Origin of the sequence: Thermus parvatiensis (genome assembly GCF_001535545.1) — a bacterium.
Classification (GTDB): Bacteria; Deinococcota; Deinococci; order Deinococcales; family Thermaceae; genus Thermus; species Thermus parvatiensis.
On the sequence record NZ_CP014141.1, the window covers coordinates 1,272,008 to 1,293,184 of the forward strand.

Consider the following 21,177-nt stretch of genomic DNA (forward strand, 5'->3'; position numbering starts at 1 on the left):
GAAGGAGCCCGGAGGATGGTGAGGATGGACCTAAGCCGCATCCGCAACTTCTCCATCATCGCCCACGTGGACCACGGCAAGTCCACCCTGGCCGACCGCATCCTGGAGCTCACCCACGCGGTGAGCGACCGGGAGATGCGGGAGCAGTTCTTGGACTCCCTGGAGCTGGAGAGGGAGCGGGGCATCACCATCAAGGCGAGCGCCGTCAGGGTAACCTACCGGGCCAAGGACGGGGAGGAGTACGTCTTCCACCTCATCGACACCCCGGGGCACGTGGACTTCACCTACGAGGTCTCCCGGGCCCTGGCGGCGGTGGAGGGGGTGCTCCTCGTGGTGGACGCAAGCCAGGGGGTGGAGGCGGAGACCCTGGCCAAGTTCTACATGGCCTTGGAGCATAACCACGTGATCATCCCGGTGATCAACAAAATAGACCTCCCCAACGCCCGGCCTTTGGAGGTGGCCCTCGAGGTGGAGGAGGTCTTGGGCCTTCCCGCCGACGAGGCCATCTTCGCCTCGGGGAAGACGGGGGAGGGCGTGGAGGAGATCCTCGAGGCCATCGTGAAGCGCATCCCCCCACCCCAGGGCGACCCCCAGGCCCCCTTAAAGGCCCTCATCTTTGATTCCGTCTACGACGCCTACCAGGGGGTGATCCCCTACCTCCGCCTCTTTGAAGGGGAGGTGCGCCCGGGGGATAGGATCCGCATCTATTCCACGGGCAAGGAGTTCAGCGTGGACAAGGTGGGGGTCTTCACCCCCCAGGGCCTTGTGCCCACGGAAAGGCTTAGCGCCGGGGAGGTGGGGTGGCTCGTGGCCGCCATCCGGGACATCCACGACGTCCAGGTAGGGGACACCATCACCCTGGCGGACCGCCCCACCCCCTCCCCCTACCCCGGCTTCCGCCCCGCCAAACCCGTGGTCTTCGCCGGGCTCTACCCCGTGGACTCCGGGGACTACGGGAAGCTTCGGGACGCCTTGGAGAAGCTCAAGCTTAACGACGCCGCCCTCACCTTTGAGCCCGAGTCCTCCACCGCCTTGGGCTTTGGCTTCCGCTGCGGTTTCTTGGGCCTCCTCCACGCCGAGATCGTTCAGGAAAGGCTTGAGCGGGAGTTCGGCCTAGAACTCATCGCCACCGCCCCCAGCGTGGTCTACAAGGTGCGGCTCAAAAGCGGGGAGGAGGTGGAGGTCCACAACCCCGCCGACCTCCCCGACCCCACGCGGATAGAGGAGATCCTCGAGCCCTACGTGAAGCTCACCATCTTCACCCCCGAGGAGTACGTGGGCAGCCTCATGCAGCTCCTCCAGGAGAAGCGGGGCCGCCTCGTTAACATGACCTACCTCCCCGGGGCCCAGAAACGGGTGGAACTCGTCTACGAGGCCCCCTTCGCCGAGATCCTCTACGATTTCCACGACCGCCTGAAAAGCGTCTCCCGCGGGTACGCCTCCATGGACTACGAGCAGATCGGCTACCGGCCCGGGGACCTGGTGAAGGTGAACGTCCTGGTGCACGGGGAGGTGGTGGACGCCCTCACCTTCATCGCCCACCGGGAGAAGGCCTACACCATGGCCCGGGCCATCGTGGACAAGCTCGCCGAGGTCATCCCCCGCCAGCTCTTTGAGGTGCCCATCCAGGCGGCCATCGGGGGAAGATCATCGCCCGGGCCACGGTGAAGGCCCTAAGGAAGGACGTGCTCGCCAAGTGCTACGGCGGGGACGTGACCCGAAAGAAGAAGCTTTTGGAAAAGCAGAAGGAGGGCAAGAAGCGCCTCAAGGCCATCGGCAAGGTGGAGGTGCCCCAAGAGGCCTTCCTGGCGGTGCTTTCGGCGGGTCGCGATGAGCCTAAGGGCTAGGCTCGCCCTGGTCATCGCCCTCCTCGCCTTCCTGCCCAACCTGGTGCTGGTCCTCACCCTGGGAGCCCTAGGGGAGGGTCCCTGGCTTCCCCTCCTCTTGTGGCTCTTCTTCCTCGCCCTCCTCTCGGGCCTCGTGGGCTACTTCCTGGCGAAGGGCCTCCTCAGGCCCCTGGAGGAGCTCACCCGGACCCTGGCCTACCTCTCCTTGAAAGAGGGGCCCCTGGAGGCCCTCCGTCTCCCCACCCCCAAGGAGCCCCCTCCGGAGGAGATCGCCCTCCTCCGCGCCCGGTTTTCCGAGCTTCTCGCCCGGCTCAAGGAGCTCCTGGAGGCCCGGGAGGCCCTGTACGCCGCCCTGGCCCACGACCTCAAGACCCCCCTCCTTTCCGCCCTGCGCCTTTTGGACTACCTGGAGCGGGCGGACGACCTGGGAAAGGAAAGGCGCATCGCCCTCCTCCGCGCCCTGAGGGAGGAGCTTTCCCGCGGCTACCGCCTGACGGAAAACCTCCTCGCCCTCGCCCGCCTCGAGGCCCGCCCCCCCCGGGGCGAGACCCTGAACCTCAGGGCCTTGGCCGAGGACCTCCTCCTCCGCTACCGGGACGAGGCGAAGAGGCGGGGGCTCCTCGTGGAGGTGGAAGGGGCGGGCCTCGCCCGGGGGGAAAGGCTCCTCGTGGAAAGGGCCCTCGCCAACCTCCTGGAAAACGCCCTCCGCCACGCCAAAAGCCGCGTCCGGCTCCGGGTGGGGGAAGGGGTGCTCCTTGTGGAGGACGACGGCGCAGGCCTTCCCCTGCCCCTGGAAGCCCTCGCCCGCCCCTTCCTCCAGGGGGAGGGCAGGAGGGGAAGCGCGGGCCTGGGCCTCTACACCGCCAAGCGGGTGGCCGAGGCCCACGGGGGCAGGCTCTTCCCCTGCGAGGGCACCCTGGGAGGGGCCTGCCTGGGCCTGGAACTCCCCAAGGGGGCCTAAGGCCACCCCATGCGGGCTTGGGAAAAGCCTGGGCGGGGAACGAACGCTTAGCCCATCACCGGGGGGATCTGCCGCACCCAGAGGATGTAGGAGAGGTGCTCCAGGTAGCGCAAGGGCACCTCGGAGAGGGGCCGGTCCACCTCTATGCTCATCATCGCCTCCCCGCCCCGCTTCTTCCGGCTCACGGTGAGGTAGGCGATGTTCACCTCGTCGTCGGCGAGGATGCGGGCCACCCGGGCCACCACCCCGGGCGTGTCCACGTTCTTGATCACCAGGGTGGGGGCGCTCCCCGTGATGCGCACCTCAAAGCCGTCCACGTCAAAGACGCGCACGAGACCCCCCCCGAGGGAGCTGCCCGTGACCGCGAGGCGCCCCTTCTCCCCCTCGAGGACCATCCGCACCGTGTTGGGGTGGACGTCCCCGAGCTCCACCTCCTTGAAGACCACCTCCACCCCCTCCCGCTCCGCCAGGGAAAGGCTCTCCTTGAGCCTCTCGTCGTCGGGCGTGAGGCCCAAGACCCCCGCAGCCAGGGCCAGGTGGGTGCCGTGCCCCTTCCCCGTCTTGGCGAAGGAGCCGTGGAGGCCGAACTCCACCCTTTTGGGCTTCTCCCCGAGGAGGTGGCGGGCGAGGAGGGCGAGGCGGCAGGCCCCCGCCGTGTGGCTGGAGGAAGGCCCCACCATCACGGGACCGATCATGTCCAAAAGGCCCATGCTGATAGAATACGCCCATGCGGAGCTTCTGGCCTCTTTTGCTCCTCCTCGCCCTGGGGGTAGGCCTCGGCCAGCGCCTCGTCCTGCCGGAGGGGGCCGTGGCGGGGGGCCCCTCACCCTCTCGGGAGAAGGGCTTCCCGACGGGCGCTACCCCCTGGCCCTGGAAGGCCCCGGGGGCAGCCGGGTGGAGGAGGTGGAGGTCCAGGGAGGGAGGTTCGCCCTCCCCCTCACCCTCGAGGCCCCCGGGGAGTACCGGGTGCGGCTCAACCTGCCCTCGGGCGCCCTGGAGGGGCGCTTCCTCCTCCTCGCCCCCACGCCGCCCGAGCTCACCCCCGAGGGACTCAAGCTCCCCTGGGGGCTCCTCCCCCTGCCCCAGGGCCCCTGGGTGGGCCCCCTGGTGGAGGGGGACCGGGTCTACGTGGCCCAAGGGCTCCTCGTGGTGGAGGCGGGCCTTAAAGAGGAGGCGGTTCGCTACCACTTCGCCCCCGCAAAGGTCCTCGCCCTCCGCCCGGGCCCCGAGGCCCTCCTGGAGGGGGAGCGGGTCCTGCCCATCCCCTTTCCCCCGGTCCCCTTCCAGGGCAAGGAGGAAGACCTAGAGGCCCTAAGGCCCCTCCTCCTGGCCCTGAACCCCCCCAGGCCCTGGCCCTACTTCGCCTACTGGGCCCTCCCCCGGAGACCCTGAGCGAGGAGGACCTCGCCGCCTACGGCCAGGACCTCCGGGCCCGGGGCCACCGGCCCGAGCTTCCCTTCGGCCAGGAGGGCGTCCTGCGGATGGCGGAGGCGGCCCGCGCCCTCCTCGGCGAGGACCCCGCCCGGGCCAAGGCCCTGACCCTCGCCCTCCTGCGCTACACCCCCCTCTTCCCCGGCTCCGAGGCCTTCTTCCAGGAGATGGCCGAGGCCCTCGAGGCCCAGGGGGAGGTGGCCACCGCCCTCCGCCTGCGCGAGGCCCTAGCCCTTTCCGCCCCCTGGAGGCCGCCGGACCTGGGCTTCCTCGCCCCCGCCTTCTTTGTCCTGGGGACGGCGTACCTGGCCCTTTTCCTCTACCTCTTCCTCTTCTACCTGCCCGCCCAGCTCAAGGACCTGAGGCCCATCGGCGGCTACCTGGGCGGGTTCTTCCGCCACCCCCTCCTGCGCCTGCGCCACCTCCACCTGGCCTACGCTGGCCTAGGGGAAAGGCTCCTCGCCCTCCTCCTCTTCCTCGCCACCCTCGCCGCCCTCCTCCTCTACGGCCTGGACGCCAAGGCCCGGGCCGCCCTCTGGGCCCCGCCCCTGGACCAGGGGACCCTCTTCACCCCGGCAGCCCAGGCCTGGGCCCGGTCCCTGCCCCCCACCCCCGGGGCCAAGGCCCTCCAGGGGTACACCCTCCTCCGGGACAACCCCACCCAGGCCCGGGCCCTGCTCAGGGAAGGGGCGCCCCTGCCCTTCGCCCTCGCCCTCTTGGGGGAGAAGGAGCTCGTCCTGGCCTACGAGAAGGCCCCTTGGTCCGGCCCGGTGCGAAGCCTCCTCGGCCTCGGCGCCGACCCCTGGGGACCACGGGAGCCCGCCCCCACCCTCCGCACCCTCTACACCCTCCTCCTCGAGGCGGAGGCGCGGCGCCTGGCCGAGGACCCCTGGCGCGGCTTCTCCCAACTCCCCCTCCCCCTTCCCGAGGGGTACCGGGCCTGGGCCTTCGCCGCCCTCCTCCTCCTCGCCCTCTACCACCTCCTCACCCTCTTCCTCCCCAGAAGGCAAGGCCAGCCCTCCCCCGCCTACGCCCTCTTCCTCCGCCTCCTCCTCCCGGGAAGCCTCGGCCTGGGCGGAGGGCTTGGGGTGGTCCTTTTGCTTCTCGCCGCCTACGGCCTGTGGGCCCTTCTCCAAGACCAGGGCTACCTCTACCTCGCCGCGGCCTACGGCCTCCACCTCCTCCTCGTGCTAAGCTCAAGGGCCTGGAGGCGCGCATGATCCTGCCCCCCATCCCCACCCCCTTTGACCGGGAAGGAAGGCTGGATGAAGAGGCCTTCCGGGAGCTGGCCCAGGCCTTGGAGCCCCTGGCGGACGGCCTCCTCGTTTACGGCTCCAACGGGGAAGGGGTCCACCTCACCCCCGAGGAAAGGGCCCGGGGCCTCCGGGCCCTTAGGCCTAAGAAGCCCTTCCTCGTGGGCCTCATGGAGGAGACCCTGCCCCAGGCCCAAAGGGCCCTCCTCGAGGCCCAGGAGGCGGGAGCCCTGGCCCTCCTCGCCACCCCACCCCGCTACTACCACGGAAGCCTGGGGGAGGGGCTTCTCCGCTACTACGAGGCCCTGGCGGAGAGGACGCCCATTTTCCTCTACCACGTGCCCCAGAACACCAAGGTGGACCTGCCCCTCGAGGCGGTGGAGGCTCTGGCCCCGCACCCGAACGTCCTCGGCATCAAGGACTCCAGCGGCGACCTCAGCCGGATCGCCTTCTACCAGGCCCGCCTCCGGGAGTTCCGGGTCTACACCGGCCACGCCCCCACCTTCCTCGGCGCCCTAGCCCTTGGAGCGGAAGGGGGGATCCTGGCCGCAGCCAACCTCGCCCCCCGGGCCTATAGGGCGCTTTTGGACCACTTCCGCCAGGGAAGGCTCGCCGAGGCTCAGGAGCTCCAGAAGAAGCTCTTCCCCCTGGGAGACCTCCTCGCCAAGGGCGGGGTGCCCCTCCTAAAGCAGGCCCTCCGGCACCTGGGCCTCCCCGCGGGCTACCCCAGGCCCCCCTACCCGGCGGAAAGCCCCCTTTGGGAGAGGTTCCTCCCCGTCCTGGAGGGCCTAAAGGAGGAGGGATGGGTCCTCTAGCGCGAGGGCTTGGGCTTCTCCTCCTCGGCCTTCTGGCCCTCGCCGCCTGCGCCCCAAGGCCCCTTCCGCCCGAGGCCCGTTACCTCGGGGCGGAGATCCGGGGCCTAGAGCTTTCCCCCGAGCCCGCCCTGCTCCTCGCCGTGCGGGTCGCCTTCAAGAACCCCAACCCCTTTCCCCTTCCCCTCGCCACCTTCGGGACGCGGCTTCGGGTGGGGGAGGTGAGGGTGCCCCTGGACCTCACCCTCCCCCCGGGGAAACCGAGGCCTCCCTTCCCGTGCGCCTCACCCCGAAGGAGGCCCTGGCCACCGCCTTGGCCCTCCTCTCCCGGGAAGGGGCGGAGGTGGCCCTGGAGGGCCGAACCTTGAGCCAAGACCTCACCTTCTTCAAGGCCCGCCTCGCCTTCCCCCTGGAGCCCGTAAGGGTACGCCGGGCCGGGGTCAACCTCTTCCTGGAAAACCCTAACCCCATCCCCTTTCGGGCGGAGGGCACCCTGGTCCTTCTGGGCCAGCGCCTCCTGGTGCGGGCGGACCTCCCGGCGAAGGGGGAGGCGCGGGTCCAGGTGGTGGGCCTGAGGCCCGGGCTTGAGCGGGGGAGGGGACGGCTGGAGCTTCGCCTCGAGGTCCCCGGCTTCCTCAGCCAGACCCTGGTCCTGGACCTCTAAAGGCGGAAAGCCAGGGGGAGGAGGGCCCCCAACGTGGTGCGCACCTCCCCTTCGGGCCCGTGGAGGACCACCTCCACCTCCGGCCCCCCGAACTCCATGAGCACCTGCCGGCACCCCCCGCAAGGGGGGATAGGCCCCTTGGGGCTATAGACGTGCACCCGATCCAGGCGGCGCTTCCCCGCGAGGACCATGGCCGCCACGGCGTTCCTTTCGGCGCACTGGGAGAGGGGGAAGGAGGCGTTTTCCACGTTGACCCCGAGGAACACCTCCCCTTCCGCCTCCACCAGGGCCACCACGGGGAAGCCCGAGTAGGGGGCGTAGGCCCGCCCCACGTGGGCCTGCAGGATCTCCCTAACCCTCTCCATGCTCCACCAGTCGCTCCACCCGCACCCGCTCGATGCGTCGCTGGTCTGCGCTTTCCACCACGAAGCGGAAGCCCTGCCACTCCACGCTCTCCCCCACGCTGGGGATCCGCCCGAAGAGGGCGTAGAGGAAGCCGGAAAGGGTGTCGTACTCCCCCTCGGGGAGCTCCACCCCCAGGGCCTCGGAGACCTCGTCTATGGGAGTCTGAGCCTGGATGGACAGCGAACCGTCCGGGAGGCGCCGGATGGCGGCGTCCTCGGGCTCGTCGGTCTCGTCGTAGATCTCCCCCACGATCTCCTCTATCACGTCCTCGAGGGTCACGAGGCCCGCCGTGCCCCCAAACTCGTCCACCACGATGGCCATGTGCACCTTGCGGCGCCTGAGCTCCTTGAGAAGGCTCCAGGCGTCCATGTTCTCGGGGACGAAGTAGGGAGGGTGGGTGATGGAAGCCACGGTGCGTCCTTTCAAGTCCTCCTCGCAGTAGTAGTCCAGGAGGTCCTTGGCGTAGGCCACGCCCACGATGTGGTCCACGCTCTCCCGGTAGACGGGCACCCGGCTGTAGCGGTGCTCCCGGTAGAGGGCGAGGAGGTCCTCCAGGGTGGCCTCGTCCTCTATGGCCACCATCTCCACCCTCGGGGTCATGATCTCCCGCACCGGGGTCTCCTCCAGCTCCAGGATGGAGTGGATCATCTCCTCCTCCTGGGGCTGAATGGCCCCGGACTCCTCGGCCCCCGCCAGGATGAGCTTAAGCTCCTCCTCGGAGACCAAAGGGGTGCCCCGGGGCTCCAGGCCGAGGAGGCGGAGAAGCCCCCCGGAGACGAGGCTGAAGAAGCGCCCCACGGGGTAGAAGAGGACGGAGAGGCCGTAAATGGGCCAAGCGGCCAGCCGGGCGATGGCCTCCGCATGGTGGACGGCGAGGGACTTGGGGGTGATCTCGCCGAAGAAGAGGATGAGGAAGGTCATCGCCCCCGTGGCCACCCCCACGCCCGCGGAGCCGAAGGCCTGGGTGGCGAGCTCCGTGACCAGGGCAGTGGCGGCGATGTTCACCAGGTTGTTGCCCACGAGGATGGTGGTGAGGAAGCGGGTGATGTCCTCGGCAAGGAGGCGGAAGGGACCGTTTTTGCTCTCGGCGAGCTCCTTCAGCTTCCACGGGTAGAGGGTGGTGATGGCCGTCTCGCTTGCGGAGAAGAAGGCGGAAAGGGCAAGGAGGAGAACGAGGACCGCCCAAAGCCACGGGTTTTCCGGGGAAGCCGCCTCGCCTTGCGCCAAAGCCGGGGTACCGAGGGCCAAAAGAAGAAGCCACCGACTCGGAGGACGATCCATACGCCTTCCGCCATTCTACACCAGGCCCGCCGCCACGTACCCCAAAGGGTCTCCCGCGGCCCTCGCCCGGGCATCCCACGGGGCGAAACCCAGGCGCGCACAAGGCGGGCAGAGGTTGTCTTGACTAAATAGTTGACTTGACTTAACCTTTTCCCGGTATGAACGGACCACCGCCCCCCCTGGTCCAGGAGCTGGCGGCGTTGGGGTACGCCTTGACCCACGCCCTCTACACCGAGGCCAAGGAGCTCCTCGTCAAGGAGGGCCTCTCCCCGAGAAAGGCCCACCTCCTCGGCCTTCTGGCCAAGGGGGTGGACCTCCCCTCCCAGCTCGCCGAGCTCCTCGAGGTCCACCCCTCCCAGGTCTCCCACCTCCTCGCCGCCCTGGAGGAGGAGGGCCTGGTGGAGCGGAGCCCCGACCCCCAGGACCGCCGCAAGGTGAAACTCTTCCTCACGCCCAAAGGGCGGGAGGCGGCGGCCCGGGCCGAGGCGCTTTGGCTCGCCGTCTTCGGCCGGAGGCTTGCCCGCCTCTCCCCGGAGGAGCAGGCCGCCTTCCTCCGGATCCTGCGCAAGCTCACGGAGGTGGAGGATGCGTAGGCTTCTCCTCCTTCCCCTCCTCACCCTCCCCGCCTTGGCCCAGTCCGCCCTAAGCCCACTCAAGGACCACCCCCTCCTCAAGCAGGCGGAGGCCTACCTCCTCGCCGCCCGCAAGTCCCTCGAGGCCCAGGCCGCCCCCCTCGCCCTGAACGTCCAGGGGAACTACCTCCGCTACGGCTACACCTGCGAGCCGGAGGCGGTCTGCACAAGCCTCCCCGAGTCGGCCCAGAGCCTCACCCTCGCCCTCGTCCTCACCCCCTTCCCCTTCGGGGAGGTGGCGGACGGGGTGGAGCGGGCCCAAATCGCCCTCAGGCGGGCCGAGCTCGCCTACCGCAAGACCCGGGCAGGCCTCGAGGCCCAGGCGGTGGCCGCCTACGGCCGCTACCAGGAGGCGAGGCTCGGCGTGCGGATCGCCGAAAAGGGCCTGGAGCTGGCGCGAAAGGCCCTGGAGGCCGCCAGGAAGCGCCAGGCGAACCCCAAGGAGCTCAGGGAGGCGGAGCTCGCCCTGGAGGAGGCGCAAAACCGCCTGGAGGAGGCGCAGAGGGGCCTCGCCCTCGCCCTGGAGGCGGCCCGGGACCTGGTGGACCCGGAAGCCCCCCTGCCCCCATCCCCGAACCCAAGGGGACGACCCCCTTGAGCCTGGAGGAGGCCCGCCTGAACCTCCTGGAGGCCCAGATCGCCTTGGAGGCGGCGCAAAGGAGCCTCCTCCCCACCCTCCAGGGGAGCTACACCCGCTACCCCAGCGGCAACGACACCCTAAGCCTCTCCCTCTCCAGCAAGACCCTTCAGCCCACCCTGGCCTACACCCGCCAGAACCCGGCCCAGGCGGCCACCGCCCTGCCCGGGGGCGGCCGCTACCGGGCCACGGAGGAGCTTCGGCTAAGCCTCTCCCTCACCCTCTCCCCCGGCCTCTTCGCCGCCCTGGAGGCCGCCCAGGCCCAGGCCCGGGGGGCGGAGGAGGCCTTCCTCGCCGCCTCCCGCCAGGCCCGCCTGCAGGAGGAGAGCCTCAAGGCGGGCCTTTTGGGCGCCCGGTCCGCCCTGGCCCTGGCGCAAAGCCGCAAGGCCTCCGCGGAAAAGGCCCTGGAGGAGGCAAAAAAGCGCCTCGCCCTGGGGCTGGAAAGCCCCCTCGGGGTCCTGCAGGCCGAGCTCAACCTGCTCCAGGCGGAGCTCGGCCTCCTCCAGGCGGAAAACAACCTCAGGAACCGGCTTATGGAGCTTTACCAGTTCTACGGAGAGCTTTTGGAGGTGAACCCGTGAAGAAGCCCCTCTTCGCCCTCGCCCTTGGCCTCACGGCCCTGGGGCTCGCCCAGCCCCTGCCGGAGGCCCTCAAGAAGGCCCAGGAAGCGCCCGCCGTGGTGAACGCCCGGCTCGAGGTCCAGGCCAAGGCCCGGGACCTGGACCGCACCCTGAAGGACCCCTTGCGCACCGCCTTGGACGAGCTCCAGGCCCGCCAGGCCCTGGAGCTCGCCGAGGCCAGGCTCCGCCGCGCCCTGGCCCAGGCGGAAAACGAGATCGTCGCCGCCTACACCCAGGTCGTGGAGGCGAGGCTCCAGGTCCGGGTCCTGGAGAAGGCCCTGGAGGTGGCGGAGCTCTCCCTCAAGGCCACGGAGGTCCGGGTGAAGGGCGGCGGGGCCACCAGCCTGGACCTCCTCGAGGCCCAGAACCGGGCCCAGGAGGCCCGGAAGAACCTGGACCAGGCCCAAAGGGCCCTGAAGAGCGCCCAGGCGCAGCTCGCCAACCTCGTGGGCCCCTGGGAACCCGAGCCCGTGGCGGACCTCCCCGGGCTCCCCGAGGCCGGGCTCGTGGAAACCCTCCTGGAGGAGAACGCCGACCTCCTCCAGCTCCGCCACTCCCTCGCCCTCCTTAAGGCCCAGCGGGCCCTATTGGACGAGAGCTTCGCCGCCCGCAAGGACATTGACGCCCTGGAGGACCAGATCGCCGCCCTCGCGACCCAGCTGGACGGCGCCGCCTCCTCCCTCCGGGTGGGCCTGGAGGCCCGCTTCCGCGGGCTTCCTCCCCTCCTCGAGGGGGTGCGCCGGGCGGAGGAGGCCCTGGAGGCGGCGAAGAAGCGGTACGAGGCGGAAAGGGCGCGCTTCGCGGCGGGGCTCGCAAGCCGCCTCGCCCTCCTCCAGCAGGAGCTCAACCTCCTGCAGGCGGAGCTCGCCCTGGAGCAGGCCAAGCACGCCTACCTCAAGGCCTACTACGGCCTCCTCGCCACGAGGTGAGCCATGAAGCGCCTCCTCGTCTTCCTCCCCCTCCTCCTCCTCGCCTGCGCCCCCAAGCCGGAGGCGGAGGCCCCCCAAACCACCGCCCCCCTCCGCGCCCAGGTGCGGACCCTCAAGGCCGAGCCCGGCCTCCTCACCCGGGAGGCCCGGGCCTCGGCGGGCGTGGTGGCCGAGAAGGAGAGCCTGGTGGCGGCGGGGGCCTCGGGCCGGGTGGTCCGGACCCTCCCCGCGGGCACCCGGGTGCGGGCCGGGGAGGGGGTGGTCTTCCTGGACCCCGCCCCCTTCCAGGAGGCCCTGGCCCAGGCCAAGCTCGCCCTGCGCCAGGCCGAGGAGAACCTGGCCCGGGCCGAGGCCCAGGCGGAGGGAAACCGGAAGGCCCTAGAGGCCCAGCTCGCCGCCGCCGAGGCCCAGCTCGCCGCGGCCAGGCGCCGCTACGAGGAGGGGAAGGCCCTCCTCGCCCTGGGCGCCCTGGCCCCCCTTGAGCTCAAGGGCCTCGAGGCCCAGTACCTCCAGGCGCAAAGCGCCTACGAGAACGCCAAGGAGGCCCTGGCCCGCCTGGAAAGGGAGGACGACCTCCGCCTCCTCAGGCTCCAGGTGGAGGCCGCCCGCCTCCAGGTGCAGCAGGCGGAGCGGAACCTCAAGGAGAGCGTGGTCCGGGCCCCCTTCGCCGGGGAGGTGGTGGAGGTCTACGTGAAGGAAGGGGAGTTCGCCGGGGCGGGGAGCCGGGCCTTCCGCCTGGCCACCACCGACCGCCTCCTGGTCAAGGTCTACCTCCCCCCCGAGCGGGCGGCCGCCCTCACGGAGGACACGGCCTTCCGCGTCCGCCAAAACGGCAAGGAGGTGGAGGCCCGCCTCCAGGCGAAAAGCGACCTCCCCGGGCAGAACCGCCTGGTGGAGGTGACCCTGAGGCCCACAGGCCCCCTCCTCCCCGGGGCGGCGGAGGTGCGCTACCCCGAGGTCCTGGCCGAGGGCCTCCTGCTTCCTGCGGGGGCGGTGCGGACCGAGGACGGTGAGGCCTTCGTCTACGTGGTGGAGGAGGGCCGGGCGCGGAAGCGGCCCGTCCGGCTCCTCGCCCAGGAGGGAGGCCAGGCCGCCGTGGCGGGACTTGAGGCGGGGGAGGCGGTGGTCTACCCGGTGCCCGAGGGACTGGAAGACGGCGACCCCGTGGAGGTGGTGCCGTGAGGGAAAACCCCCTGGTGGCCTTCTTCGTGGAGCGCTTCGTCTTCGCCACCTCCATCTTCGTGGGCATGGTCCTGGTGGGGCTCCTTCTGGGCCTCGGGCTTGGGGTGGAGCTCCTTCCCCGGTTCAGCGTCCCCGTCATCGCCATCTCCACCAGCTACCCCGGGGCCGGGCCCGAGGAGGTGGCGGAGCAGGTCTCCAAGCCCCTGGAGGACGCCCTCTCCACCCTCACGGGGGTGGACGTCATCGGCTCCAGCTCCACGGAGGGGTTCAGCCTGGTCTTCGTCCAGTTCAAGCAGGGGGTGGACGTGGACCAGGGGGCGGTGGAGGCGAGCCAGAAGGTGGCCGCCATCCGGAGCACCCTCCCCAAGGACGCCTCCGCCCCCGTGGTGCAGAAGTTTGACCCCTCGGCGCGCCCCATCCTCTACCTGGCCCTCGAGGCCCCGGGGGAGGACCTCGCCGAGGTCCTCCGCTACGCGGAGAGGACCCTCAAGCCCCGCCTCCAGCTGGTCTCCGGCGTGGCCGACATCCGGCTCACGGGCGCCCCCAAGACGGCCATCAAGGTCTACCTGGACCCCGACCGGCTCCAAGCCCTGGGGATCCCTCCCCTCCAGGTGGTCCAGGCCCTCTCCGCCTCGGCCCTCAACCTCCCCCTGGGGGCCCTCACGGAGGAGGAGCGGCGCCTGGTCTACACCTTACGCGCCGCCCCCCGCACCGCCTCGGAGGTGGCCGAGGTCCTGGTGGACCCGGGCCGGGGTATCCGGGTGCGGGACGTGGCCCGGGTGGTGGAGGCCCGGGAGGCCCCCACCACCCTGAACCGGGTGAACGGCCGCCCCACCGTGGTCCTGGCCGTGGTCAAGACGCCGGACGCCAACGCCGTGGCCGTGGCCCAGGGGGTGAAGCGGGCCCTGGAGGGGACCTCCCTCCCTCCCGGGTACCGGGCGGAGGTCGCCCTGGACACCACCCGCTTCATCCAGGCCGCGGTGGAGGACACGGTGCGGGAGGCTTTTTTGGCCGCCCTGGCCGTTTCCTTGGTGGTCCTTATCTTCCTGGGGAAGCTCAACTCCGTCTTCTCCGTCATCCTGGCCATTCCCATCACCCTCTCCGGGGCCATCCTCCTCTTCGGCGTCCTGGGCTTCACCTACAACCTCATCAGCCTCCTCGCCCTCACCGTGGCGGTGGGCATCGTGGTGGACGACTCCATCGTGGTGGCGGAAAACATTGACCGCTACCGCCGCATGGGGCTCGGCCTTAAAGAGGCGGTCCTCAAGGGGGCGAGCGAGGTGAGCGCCGCCGTGGCCGCGGCCACCCTAAGCCTCCTCGCCGTCTTCCTCCCCATCAGCTTCCTCCCCGGCCTCATCGGCCAGATCTTCCAGCAGTTCGGCCTGGGCATGGCGGCGGCCATCGGCGTGAGCTGGCTCGAGGCCCTCCTCTTCCTCACCGTCCGCCTCGCCTACTTCCCCGACCCCGACCCCCCCACCCTAAAGGAGGCCCTCCGGGCGGCCCTCCTCCTCCCCAAGGACCTCGCCTGGGCCTACCGCCGGGGCTTCCGCACCGCCTTGGGCCTCCTCCTCGGCCTCGGCGTGGCCTTCCTCCTCTACCGCCAAGGCCCCCTCCACCTCCTCCTCCTCGCCCTCTACCCGGCCCTCCTCGGCCTCGGGCGCTACCTGGGGAGGCTCCTCCTGGACCTCGCCGGGGCCCTGGCCCGGCTCCTGCACGAGGCCACGGAGGGGGGGGTGCGAAGGCTCACCGAGGGGTACGCCCGGGCCCTGGAGGCCGCCCTCGCCCGGCCCTACCTGGTCCTGGGCCTGGCGGGCCTCGCCTTCCTCTCCGTCTTCCCCATCCTGCCCCAGATCCCCTTCAACTTCACCCCCCGCGCGGACACCGGGGTGCTCACCGCCACCCTCCTTCTCCCCAAGGACACACCCCTAGCCGTCTCCGACCGGGCAGCACGGGCCCTGGAGGCCTACTTCCTCGCCCATCCGGCGGTGGAGCGGGTGGTGACCACCGTGGGGGCGAGCGCCACCGGCGGGGCCCAGGTGGGGGACCCCTCCCGGGTCCAGCTCCAGATCGTCCTTAAACCCAAACACGAGCGGGAGGACATCTTCACCCTCACCGAGGTCTTCAATCGGGAGGGCAAGGAGGTCCTAAAGGACTTCCCCGGAGCGGATCTCCGCGTCCTGGCCCAGACCGGCCCCGAGGCAGGGGACGCCGACCTGCAGTTCTTTGTCACCAGCCCCGACCGGGAGGCGCTGGAGGCCCGGGTCCAGGCCATCGTGGACCGGATCGCAAAGAAGCCCTACGTCCTGAACGTGAAGAGCACCCTGGAGTCCATCCAACGGGAGCGCGTCTTCGTTCCCGACCCCGCCCGGCTTTCCGGCACCGGCCTCACCCCCCAGGACGTGGCCCAGGCCCTGAGGCTTTACCTCTCCGGGACCCAAGCGGCCACGGCCAGGCGGAGCGGGGAGGAGTACCCCGTGGTGGTGCAGGCCGACCCCCTCCTCTACTCCGGGGAGGGCGGCCTCCTCTCCCTCCCCGTCTACGCCCCCGCCCTCCAGGCCTTCCTGCCCTTAGGAAGCCTCGGCCGGTTTGAGGAGCGCCCCTCCCCCACCCTGATCTCCCGCCGCAACCAGGCCTACGCCGCCGGGATCAACATCAACCTCAAGCCCGATGCCCCTGGCGCCCTCCAGGTTCAGGCGGAGCTGGAAAAGGACCTGAAGGCGGCAGGGCTCCTTGGGGACGGGGTGGAGCTCGTGGCCTCAGGGCTTGGGAGCTTCACGGAGGAGCTCGCCTCCCTCGCGCCCCTCGCCTTCGGCCTCGCCCTCGTCCTCAACTACCTCGTCATCGCCAGCCAGTTCAACGCCTGGCGCTACCCCCTCTACCTCCTCCTCCCCGTGCCCTTGGCCTTGGTGGGGGCCTTCTGGCTCACCTACTTCCTGGGCACGGGCCTGGACGTGATCAGCGTCTTGGGGGTGGTGATGCTCATCGGCCTGGTGACCAAGAACGCCATCCTCCTCCTGGACTTCGCCTCCCGCCGCATGCGGGAAAAGCCCCTCAAGGAGGCCCTGGTGGAGGCGGCCAGGCTCAGGCTGAGGCCCATCCTCATGACCACCCTCACCGTCCTCATCATCAGCCTCCCCCTCCTCCTCGGGGCCGGGGAGGGGTCGGAGTACCGGAGGCCCCTCGGCGTGGTCATCCTGGGTGGGATGCTCTCCTCCACCCTCCTCACCCTCTTCGTGGTCCCCGCCGCTTTCTACGCCTTTGAGGGGCGGCGGGCCAAGGAGCCCGTGCTAAGGTGAGGGGGCATGGACGCCAAGCGGCTTCTTCTCCTCTTCCTCCTCGCCGCCACCCTCCTCGCCGGGGGGGTGGTGGGGGTGGCCTTCTACTACCTGAGGCCCCTAAAGGCCGAGCCCATCGCCCGGGAAGCCCTTCGGGGCTTAAGGGTGATAGAAAGGCCCTACGGGCTGGAACTCCTGCCCCAAGCCCCCAAGGCCCTCCTGGCCTTCTACCCCGGGGCCCGGGTGGAGCCTTTGGCCTACGCCCCCGTCCTCGCCCCCGTGGCCCGGGCGGGGTACGGGGTGGCCCTCCTCAAGGTGCCCTCGGGGATCGCCCTTTTGGGAAAGGAGCGGGCCCTCGAGGCGCAAAGGGCCCACCCTAACCTCCCCCTGGTGGTGGGAGGGCATAGCCTAGGAGGGGTGGCGGCGGCGGAGCTGGCGGAAAGGGAAGGGCTCCCCCTCCTCCTCTTCGCCGCCTACCCCGAGGGGGACCTCTCCGGCAAGGCCCTCCCCACCCTGGCCCTCTTCGGCACGGAGGATGGCCTCCTTCCCCCGCAGGAGGCCCGGGAAAAGGCCAGGCGCCTGCCCAAGGGGGCCCGGGTGGTCTTCGTGGAGGGGCTGAACCACGCGGGCTTCGGGGCCTACGGCCCGCAAAGGGGGGACAGGCCCGCCACACGCCCCCGGGAGGCCCTGTGGGAAGAGGTCCGGGAGGAGGTCCTCCTCTTCCTCGAGGGCCTGGGGTGGGACACGCCTCCCTCCCCGAGGGCGTTACGCTAGGGGCATGGACCGGACCCACGAGCGCATCCTACAGGCCATGGCGGAGAACCTGGGGGAGGGCCTGCCCCGGGCCATCCCCCTCCTTGCGGAGAAGGCGCCGGGCCTCCTCCTGGAGCACGGGCGGAACTGGACCTTCGCCATGCCGGAAAAGGGGGCCCTGGACGAGAAAACCCGCACCCTGATCCTCCTCGGCATCGCCCTGGCCACGGGCTCGGAGGCCTGCGTGAAGGCCATGGCCCACCGGGCCAAGCGCCTGGGCCTTTCCAAGGAGGCCCTGCTGGAGACCCTGAAGATCGCCCGGCAGGCCCAGGCCAACGCCGTCCTGGGCCACGCCGCGCCCCTTCTGGAAGTGCTATAGTGGAGATAGCCGGGGCGGGCGCCCCCCCTCGGACCGGAATCTTCCCCCAAAAGCAAGCGTCCAGGATTGCCCTTTTGCCCTCGCGGGGGAAGGGAAAGGAGGACCATGAAGGACAGCTTCCAAACCCTAAAGACCCTGACCACGAAAAGCGGCACCTACGGCTACTACGACCTACAGGAGCTGGAAAGGAAGGGCGTGACGGAGGTCTCCCGCCTCCCCTTCTCCATCCGCGTGATGCTGGAAAGCCTCCTCCGCAACGAGGACGGCTACCAGGTCACCCGAGAGGACATAGAGGCGCTGGCCCGCTGGCGGCCGGACCCCGGGGAGATCAACGTGCCCCTGAAGCTCGCCCGGGTCATCCTCCAGGACTTCACCGGGGTCCCGGCGGTGGTGGACCTGGCGGCCATGCGGGATGCGGTGGCCAAACGGGGCGGGGACCCCAAGCGCATCAACCCCGTGGTGCCCGCCGATCTGGTCATTGACCACTCGGTGCAGGTGGACGCCTTCGGCACCGCCTACGCCTTCTTCTACAACGTGGAGAAGGAGTACGAGCGCAATAGGGAGCGCTACCTCCTTCTCAAGTGGGCCCAGAACGCCCTGGAGAACTTCCGGGTGGTGCCTCCGGGCACGGGCATCGTCCACCAGGTGAACATTGAGTACCTCACCAAGGTGGTGATGACGGACAAGCGGGACGGGCTCACCCTGGCCTTCCCCGACTCCCTGGTGGGCACGGACAGCCACACCACCATGGTGAATGGCCTCGGCGTCCTGGGCTGGGGCGTGGGGGGCATCGAGGCCGAGGCGGTGATGCTGGGCCAGCCCTACTACATGCTGGCCCCTAGGGTGGTGGGCTTCAAGCTCTACGGGGAGCTTCCCGAGGGGGCCACGGCCACCGACCTGGTCCTCACCATCACCGAGATCCTGCGCAAGCACGGGGTGGTGGGCAAGTTCGTGGAGTTCTACGGCCCCGGCGTGGCCAAGCTCTCCACCCCCGACCGGGCCACCATCGCCAACATGGCCCCCGAGTACGGGGCCACCATGGGCTTCTTCCCCGTGGACGAGGAAACCCTGAACTACCTCCGCCAGACGGGGCGGCCCGAGGAGCTTGTGGAGCTGGTGGAGGCCTACACCAAGGCGGTGGGTCTCTTCCGCACCCCGGAGGCGGAGGAGAAGGTCCAGTACTCCGAGTACCTGGAGCTGGACCTCTCCACGGTGGAGCCCTCCCTGGCGGGCCCCAAGCGGCCCCAGGACCGGGTGCCCCTCAAGGAGGCGAAGGAGAGCTTCCTCGCCCACCTCACCAAGCCCGTGAAGGAGCGGGGCTTCGGCCTCTCCGAGGACCAGCTCCAGAGGAAGGTCCTGGTCAAGCGCCAAGACGAGGAGTTTGAACTCACCCACGGCTCGGTGGTCATCGCCGCCATCACGAGCTGCACCAACACCTCCAACCCCACGGTGATGCTCGGGGCGGGGCTTCTCGCCAAGAAGGCGGTGGAGGCGGGCCTGGACCGGAAGCCCTGGGTCAAGACCTCCCTCGCCCCCGGCTCCAAGGTGGTGACGGACTACCTGGAGATGAGCGGGCTCACGCCCTTCCTCGAGGCCCTGGGCTTCCACCTGGTGGGCTACGGCTGCACCACCTGCATCGGCAACTCCGGGCCCCTCCCTGAGGACATCGCCAAGGCCGTGGAGGAAGGGAACCTGGTGGTGGCCGCCGTCCTCTCCGGGAACCGCAACTTTGAGGGCCGCATCAACCCCCACGTGAAGGCCAACTACCTGGCAAGCCCCATGCTGGTGGTGGCCTACGCCCTGGCGGGCCGGATGGACATTGACTTCACCACGGAGCCCTTGGGCTTTGACCCCAACGGCAAGCCCATCTACCTCAAGGACATCTGGCCCTCCATGGAGGAGATCCGGGAGGCCATAAGGAAGACCCTGGACCCCGAGCTCTTCAAGAAGGAGTACAGCAAGGTCTTTGAGGGGGACGAGCGCTGGCAGTCCCTCCCCGCCCCCACCGGGGAGCTCTACCAGTGGGACCCCGAGAGCACCTACATCCAAAACCCGCCCTTCTTTGAGGATCTGGGCGAGCGGAAGGTGGAGGATATCCGGGGGGCGCGGGTCCTCCTCGTCCTCGGCGACTCCGTGACCACGGACCACATCTCCCCCGCCGGCGCCATCCCCGTGAAAAGCCCCGCCGGCCAGTACCTGATCAGCAAGGGGGTGAAGCCGGAGGACTTCAACTCCTACGGCTCCCGGCGCGGCAACCACGAGGTGATGATGCGGGGCACCTTCGCCAACATCCGCATCAAGAACCTCATGCTGGACGGAATCGAAGGGGGCTACGCCAAGAAGCTCCCCGAGGGGGACGTAGACTTCGTCTACAACGTCGCCATGCGCTACAAGGCCGAGGGCACGCCCCTTTTGGTCATCGCCGGGAAGGAGTACGGGACCGGCTCTAGCCGCGACTGGGCCGCCAAGGGCACCTACCTCCTCGGCATCAAGGCGGTGCTCGCGGAAAGCTTTGAAAGGATCCACCGCTCCAACCTCGTGGGCATGGGCGTCCTGCCCCTGGAGTTCCTGCCGGGAGAGAACCGGGAGACCCTGGGCCTCACGGGGTACGAGGTCTACGACATCCTGGGCCTCGAGGACCTCAAGCCCAGGAAGCTCGTGGACATCGTGGCGAAGCGGGAGGACGGGAGCGAAATCCGCTTCCAGGCCATCGCCCGCCTGGACACCCCCGTGGAGGTGGACTACTACAAGAACGGGGGCATCCTCCAGACCGTGCTCCTCAACATGCTGAAGGAGGCCAAGGCCACGGAGTAAGCCCACGCGAGGGAAAACGCCCCGGGCCTACAGCCCGGGGCGTTCTGGTGCCGGGGACGGGACTCGAACCCGTACGGGGGCTACCCCCCAGCGGATTTTAAGTCCGCAGCGTCTACCGTTCCGCCACCCCGGCGGGCCTTTCTCATCCTAGCGGGGAAACCCCTCCCTGCCAAGGCGCAGGGTGAGGTCCGCCCCCAAGACCGCCTCGCCCGAAACCCGGTAAGGCACCCCAAGGGCCCTCCCCAAAGCCCCGGCCAGGGCCCCGGGGCCGTTTTCCAGGACCTCGGTGCGCTCGGGAACCAGGTCCACGGGGTGAAGGAGGACCCTTAGGCCTAAGGCATGGAGCCTTTCCTTGGCCCCCTCCACCAAAGCCTCCTGCCCTGGGCCATAGACCAGGGCCACGAGCCGACCCTCTAAGGAAGCCTCTTCCCCCAGGGTTTTCCCTTGAAAGTAGAGGGCTATTAGCCTCCCCAAGGCCTCCTGGTCCACCGCCCAGCCCCCACCCGCGAAGCGGCCGGGAAGGAGGAGGCTCACCAGCTCGGGTCGCTTCGTAGCGAAGCCCAGGATGGCCCCCTTCTCCCCCGGGTGAGGTCGGTCTGCACGTAGGGCTCCACCGCCGCCACCGCCCGGGGCAAGCGCAAGAGGCCCGCCGGGGAGAGGATCTGGTCCTTGAGGGCGTGGAAGAAGGCCTGCTGCCGCTGCACCCGGCCGATGTCCCCCAGGGCGTCCTTGCGGAAGCGCAGGTACCCCTCCGCCTGCTCCCCATTGAGCACCTGGCACCCCGGCTCCAAATGGATATCCAGGCCCGCGGCGGTGTCCCGGTAGCGCATGGCCTTCTCCACGCAGACCCTCACCCCCCCCAGGGCGTCCACCCCCTTGCGAAGCGCCTCGGTGCTCACCACCAAGTAGCGCTCCGCCGCCACTCCGGTGATGCGGCGCACCGCCTCCCGCATGAGCTCGGGGCCCCGAGGGGGCTTGCGGCGTTCACCTTGTGCCAGCCGTAGCCCGGAAGGTTCACCCAAACGTCCCGGGGGATGGAGAGGACCACCACCCGGTTGGCCCCAGGGTCCAAGCGCACGAGGAGGATGGCGTCCGCCAGGCCCCGGAAGCGCTCCGGGGCCCTCTTGTGGTAGCCCACGTACTCGGGGCTCGAGCCGTAGACCAAAAGGGTGAAGGGCTCCTTCAGGGCGAAGGGATTAGGGACCGCCCCGTGCCGGAAGAGGGGGCCCAAAAGGGGAAAGGCCCAAACCCCCACGAGGAGGGCGAGGGCCAGGAAAAGGAGCGCTAGGCGCCGCACGAAGC

The 21,177-nt window shown here is 69.9% G+C and carries 12 protein-coding genes, 1 tRNA gene and 5 pseudogenes; 13 read left to right on the forward strand and 5 right to left on the reverse strand.

The window, feature by feature from the left end:
* Positions 1-15 precede the first annotated feature (15 nt).
* Positions 16-1,847 (forward strand): annotated as a pseudogene (gene lepA / locus AV541_RS06990) (translation elongation factor 4).
* The gene (locus AV541_RS06995; RefSeq protein WP_060384573.1) at positions 1,831-2,808 is read left to right on the forward strand and encodes a sensor histidine kinase; all 978 of its coding nucleotides are present in this window, start codon (positions 1,831-1,833) and stop codon (positions 2,806-2,808) included. Before lepA ends, AV541_RS06995 begins: the two are co-directional and overlap by 17 nt.
* A gap of 47 nt (positions 2,809-2,855) precedes the next feature.
* Here AV541_RS06995 and sdaAB read toward each other — a convergent pair whose 3' ends face one another.
* Entirely contained in the window at positions 2,856-3,518 is a 663-nt protein-coding gene (gene sdaAB, locus AV541_RS07000; RefSeq protein ID WP_011172835.1) for an L-serine ammonia-lyase, iron-sulfur-dependent subunit beta, read from the reverse strand.
* Positions 3,519-3,535: 17 nt separating this feature from the next.
* Here sdaAB and AV541_RS13400 point away from each other — a divergent pair.
* The 3 genes and pseudogenes from AV541_RS13400 to AV541_RS07015 all read left to right on the forward strand — a co-directional run bounded on the left by AV541_RS13400 (position 3,536) and on the right by AV541_RS07015 (position 6,968).
* Positions 3,536-5,459: pseudogene (locus AV541_RS13400) on the forward strand (hypothetical protein).
* Positions 5,456-6,307 (forward strand): dihydrodipicolinate synthase family protein, encoded by an 852-nt coding sequence (locus AV541_RS07010; RefSeq protein WP_060384574.1) that lies wholly within the window; start codon positions 5,456-5,458, stop codon positions 6,305-6,307. The pseudogene AV541_RS13400 and the gene AV541_RS07010 overlap by 4 nt, the downstream one beginning before the upstream one ends.
* Positions 6,295-6,968: pseudogene (locus tag AV541_RS07015) on the forward strand (hypothetical protein). The gene AV541_RS07010 and the pseudogene AV541_RS07015 overlap by 13 nt, the downstream one beginning before the upstream one ends.
* Here the strand turns inward: AV541_RS07015 and cdd are convergent.
* The gene (gene cdd, locus AV541_RS07020; protein ID WP_060384575.1) at positions 6,965-7,333 is read right to left on the reverse strand and encodes a cytidine deaminase; all 369 of its coding nucleotides are present in this window, start codon (positions 7,331-7,333) and stop codon (positions 6,965-6,967) included. The pseudogene AV541_RS07015 and the gene cdd sit on opposite strands and share 4 nt — an antisense overlap.
* Entirely contained in the window at positions 7,320-8,654 is a 1,335-nt protein-coding gene (locus AV541_RS07025; protein ID WP_060384576.1) for a hemolysin family protein, read from the reverse strand. The genes cdd and AV541_RS07025 overlap by 14 nt, the downstream gene beginning before the upstream one ends.
* A 158-nt stretch (positions 8,655-8,812) precedes the next feature.
* Between AV541_RS07025 and AV541_RS07030 the strand changes: the two genes are divergently transcribed.
* The 8 genes and pseudogenes from AV541_RS07030 (at position 8,813) to acnA (ending at position 19,875) form a co-directional block, all read left to right on the forward strand.
* Positions 8,813-9,247: a MarR family winged helix-turn-helix transcriptional regulator gene (locus AV541_RS07030; protein ID WP_011172829.1), complete on the forward strand. Its 435-nt coding sequence runs from the start codon at positions 8,813-8,815 to the stop codon at positions 9,245-9,247.
* A pseudogene (locus AV541_RS07035) lies at positions 9,240-10,504 on the forward strand (TolC family protein). The gene AV541_RS07030 and the pseudogene AV541_RS07035 overlap by 8 nt, the downstream one beginning before the upstream one ends.
* Positions 10,501-11,472, forward strand: coding sequence for a TolC family protein (locus AV541_RS07040; protein WP_008632131.1), 972 nt, complete (start codon positions 10,501-10,503; stop codon positions 11,470-11,472). Before AV541_RS07035 ends, AV541_RS07040 begins: the two are co-directional and overlap by 4 nt.
* A 3-nt stretch (positions 11,473-11,475) precedes the next feature.
* The gene (locus tag AV541_RS07045; RefSeq protein WP_060384577.1) at positions 11,476-12,654 is read left to right on the forward strand and encodes an efflux RND transporter periplasmic adaptor subunit; all 1,179 of its coding nucleotides are present in this window, start codon (positions 11,476-11,478) and stop codon (positions 12,652-12,654) included.
* Positions 12,651-15,950, forward strand: a complete 3,300-nt coding sequence (locus tag AV541_RS07050; protein WP_060384578.1) for an efflux RND transporter permease subunit — start codon at positions 12,651-12,653, stop codon at positions 15,948-15,950. Before AV541_RS07045 ends, AV541_RS07050 begins: the two co-directional genes overlap by 4 nt.
* 6 nt (positions 15,951-15,956) lie before the next feature.
* Positions 15,957-16,703, forward strand: a complete 747-nt coding sequence (locus tag AV541_RS07055) for an alpha/beta hydrolase (protein WP_008632122.1) — start codon at positions 15,957-15,959, stop codon at positions 16,701-16,703.
* 4 nt (positions 16,704-16,707) lie between these two features.
* Positions 16,708-17,061 (forward strand): carboxymuconolactone decarboxylase family protein, encoded by a 354-nt coding sequence (locus AV541_RS07060; RefSeq protein ID WP_060384579.1) that lies wholly within the window; start codon positions 16,708-16,710, stop codon positions 17,059-17,061.
* A 105-nt stretch (positions 17,062-17,166) separates the two neighbouring features.
* Positions 17,167-19,875, forward strand: coding sequence for an aconitate hydratase AcnA (acnA, locus tag AV541_RS07065; protein WP_060384580.1), 2,709 nt, complete (start codon positions 17,167-17,169; stop codon positions 19,873-19,875).
* A gap of 45 nt (positions 19,876-19,920) precedes the next feature.
* Here the strand turns inward: acnA and AV541_RS07070 are convergent.
* Positions 19,921-20,008: transfer RNA gene (locus AV541_RS07070), tRNA-Leu, on the reverse strand.
* 14 nt (positions 20,009-20,022) lie between these two features.
* Positions 20,023-21,172: pseudogene (locus AV541_RS13135) on the reverse strand (LCP family protein).
* Positions 21,173-21,177: the final 5 nt, after the last annotated feature.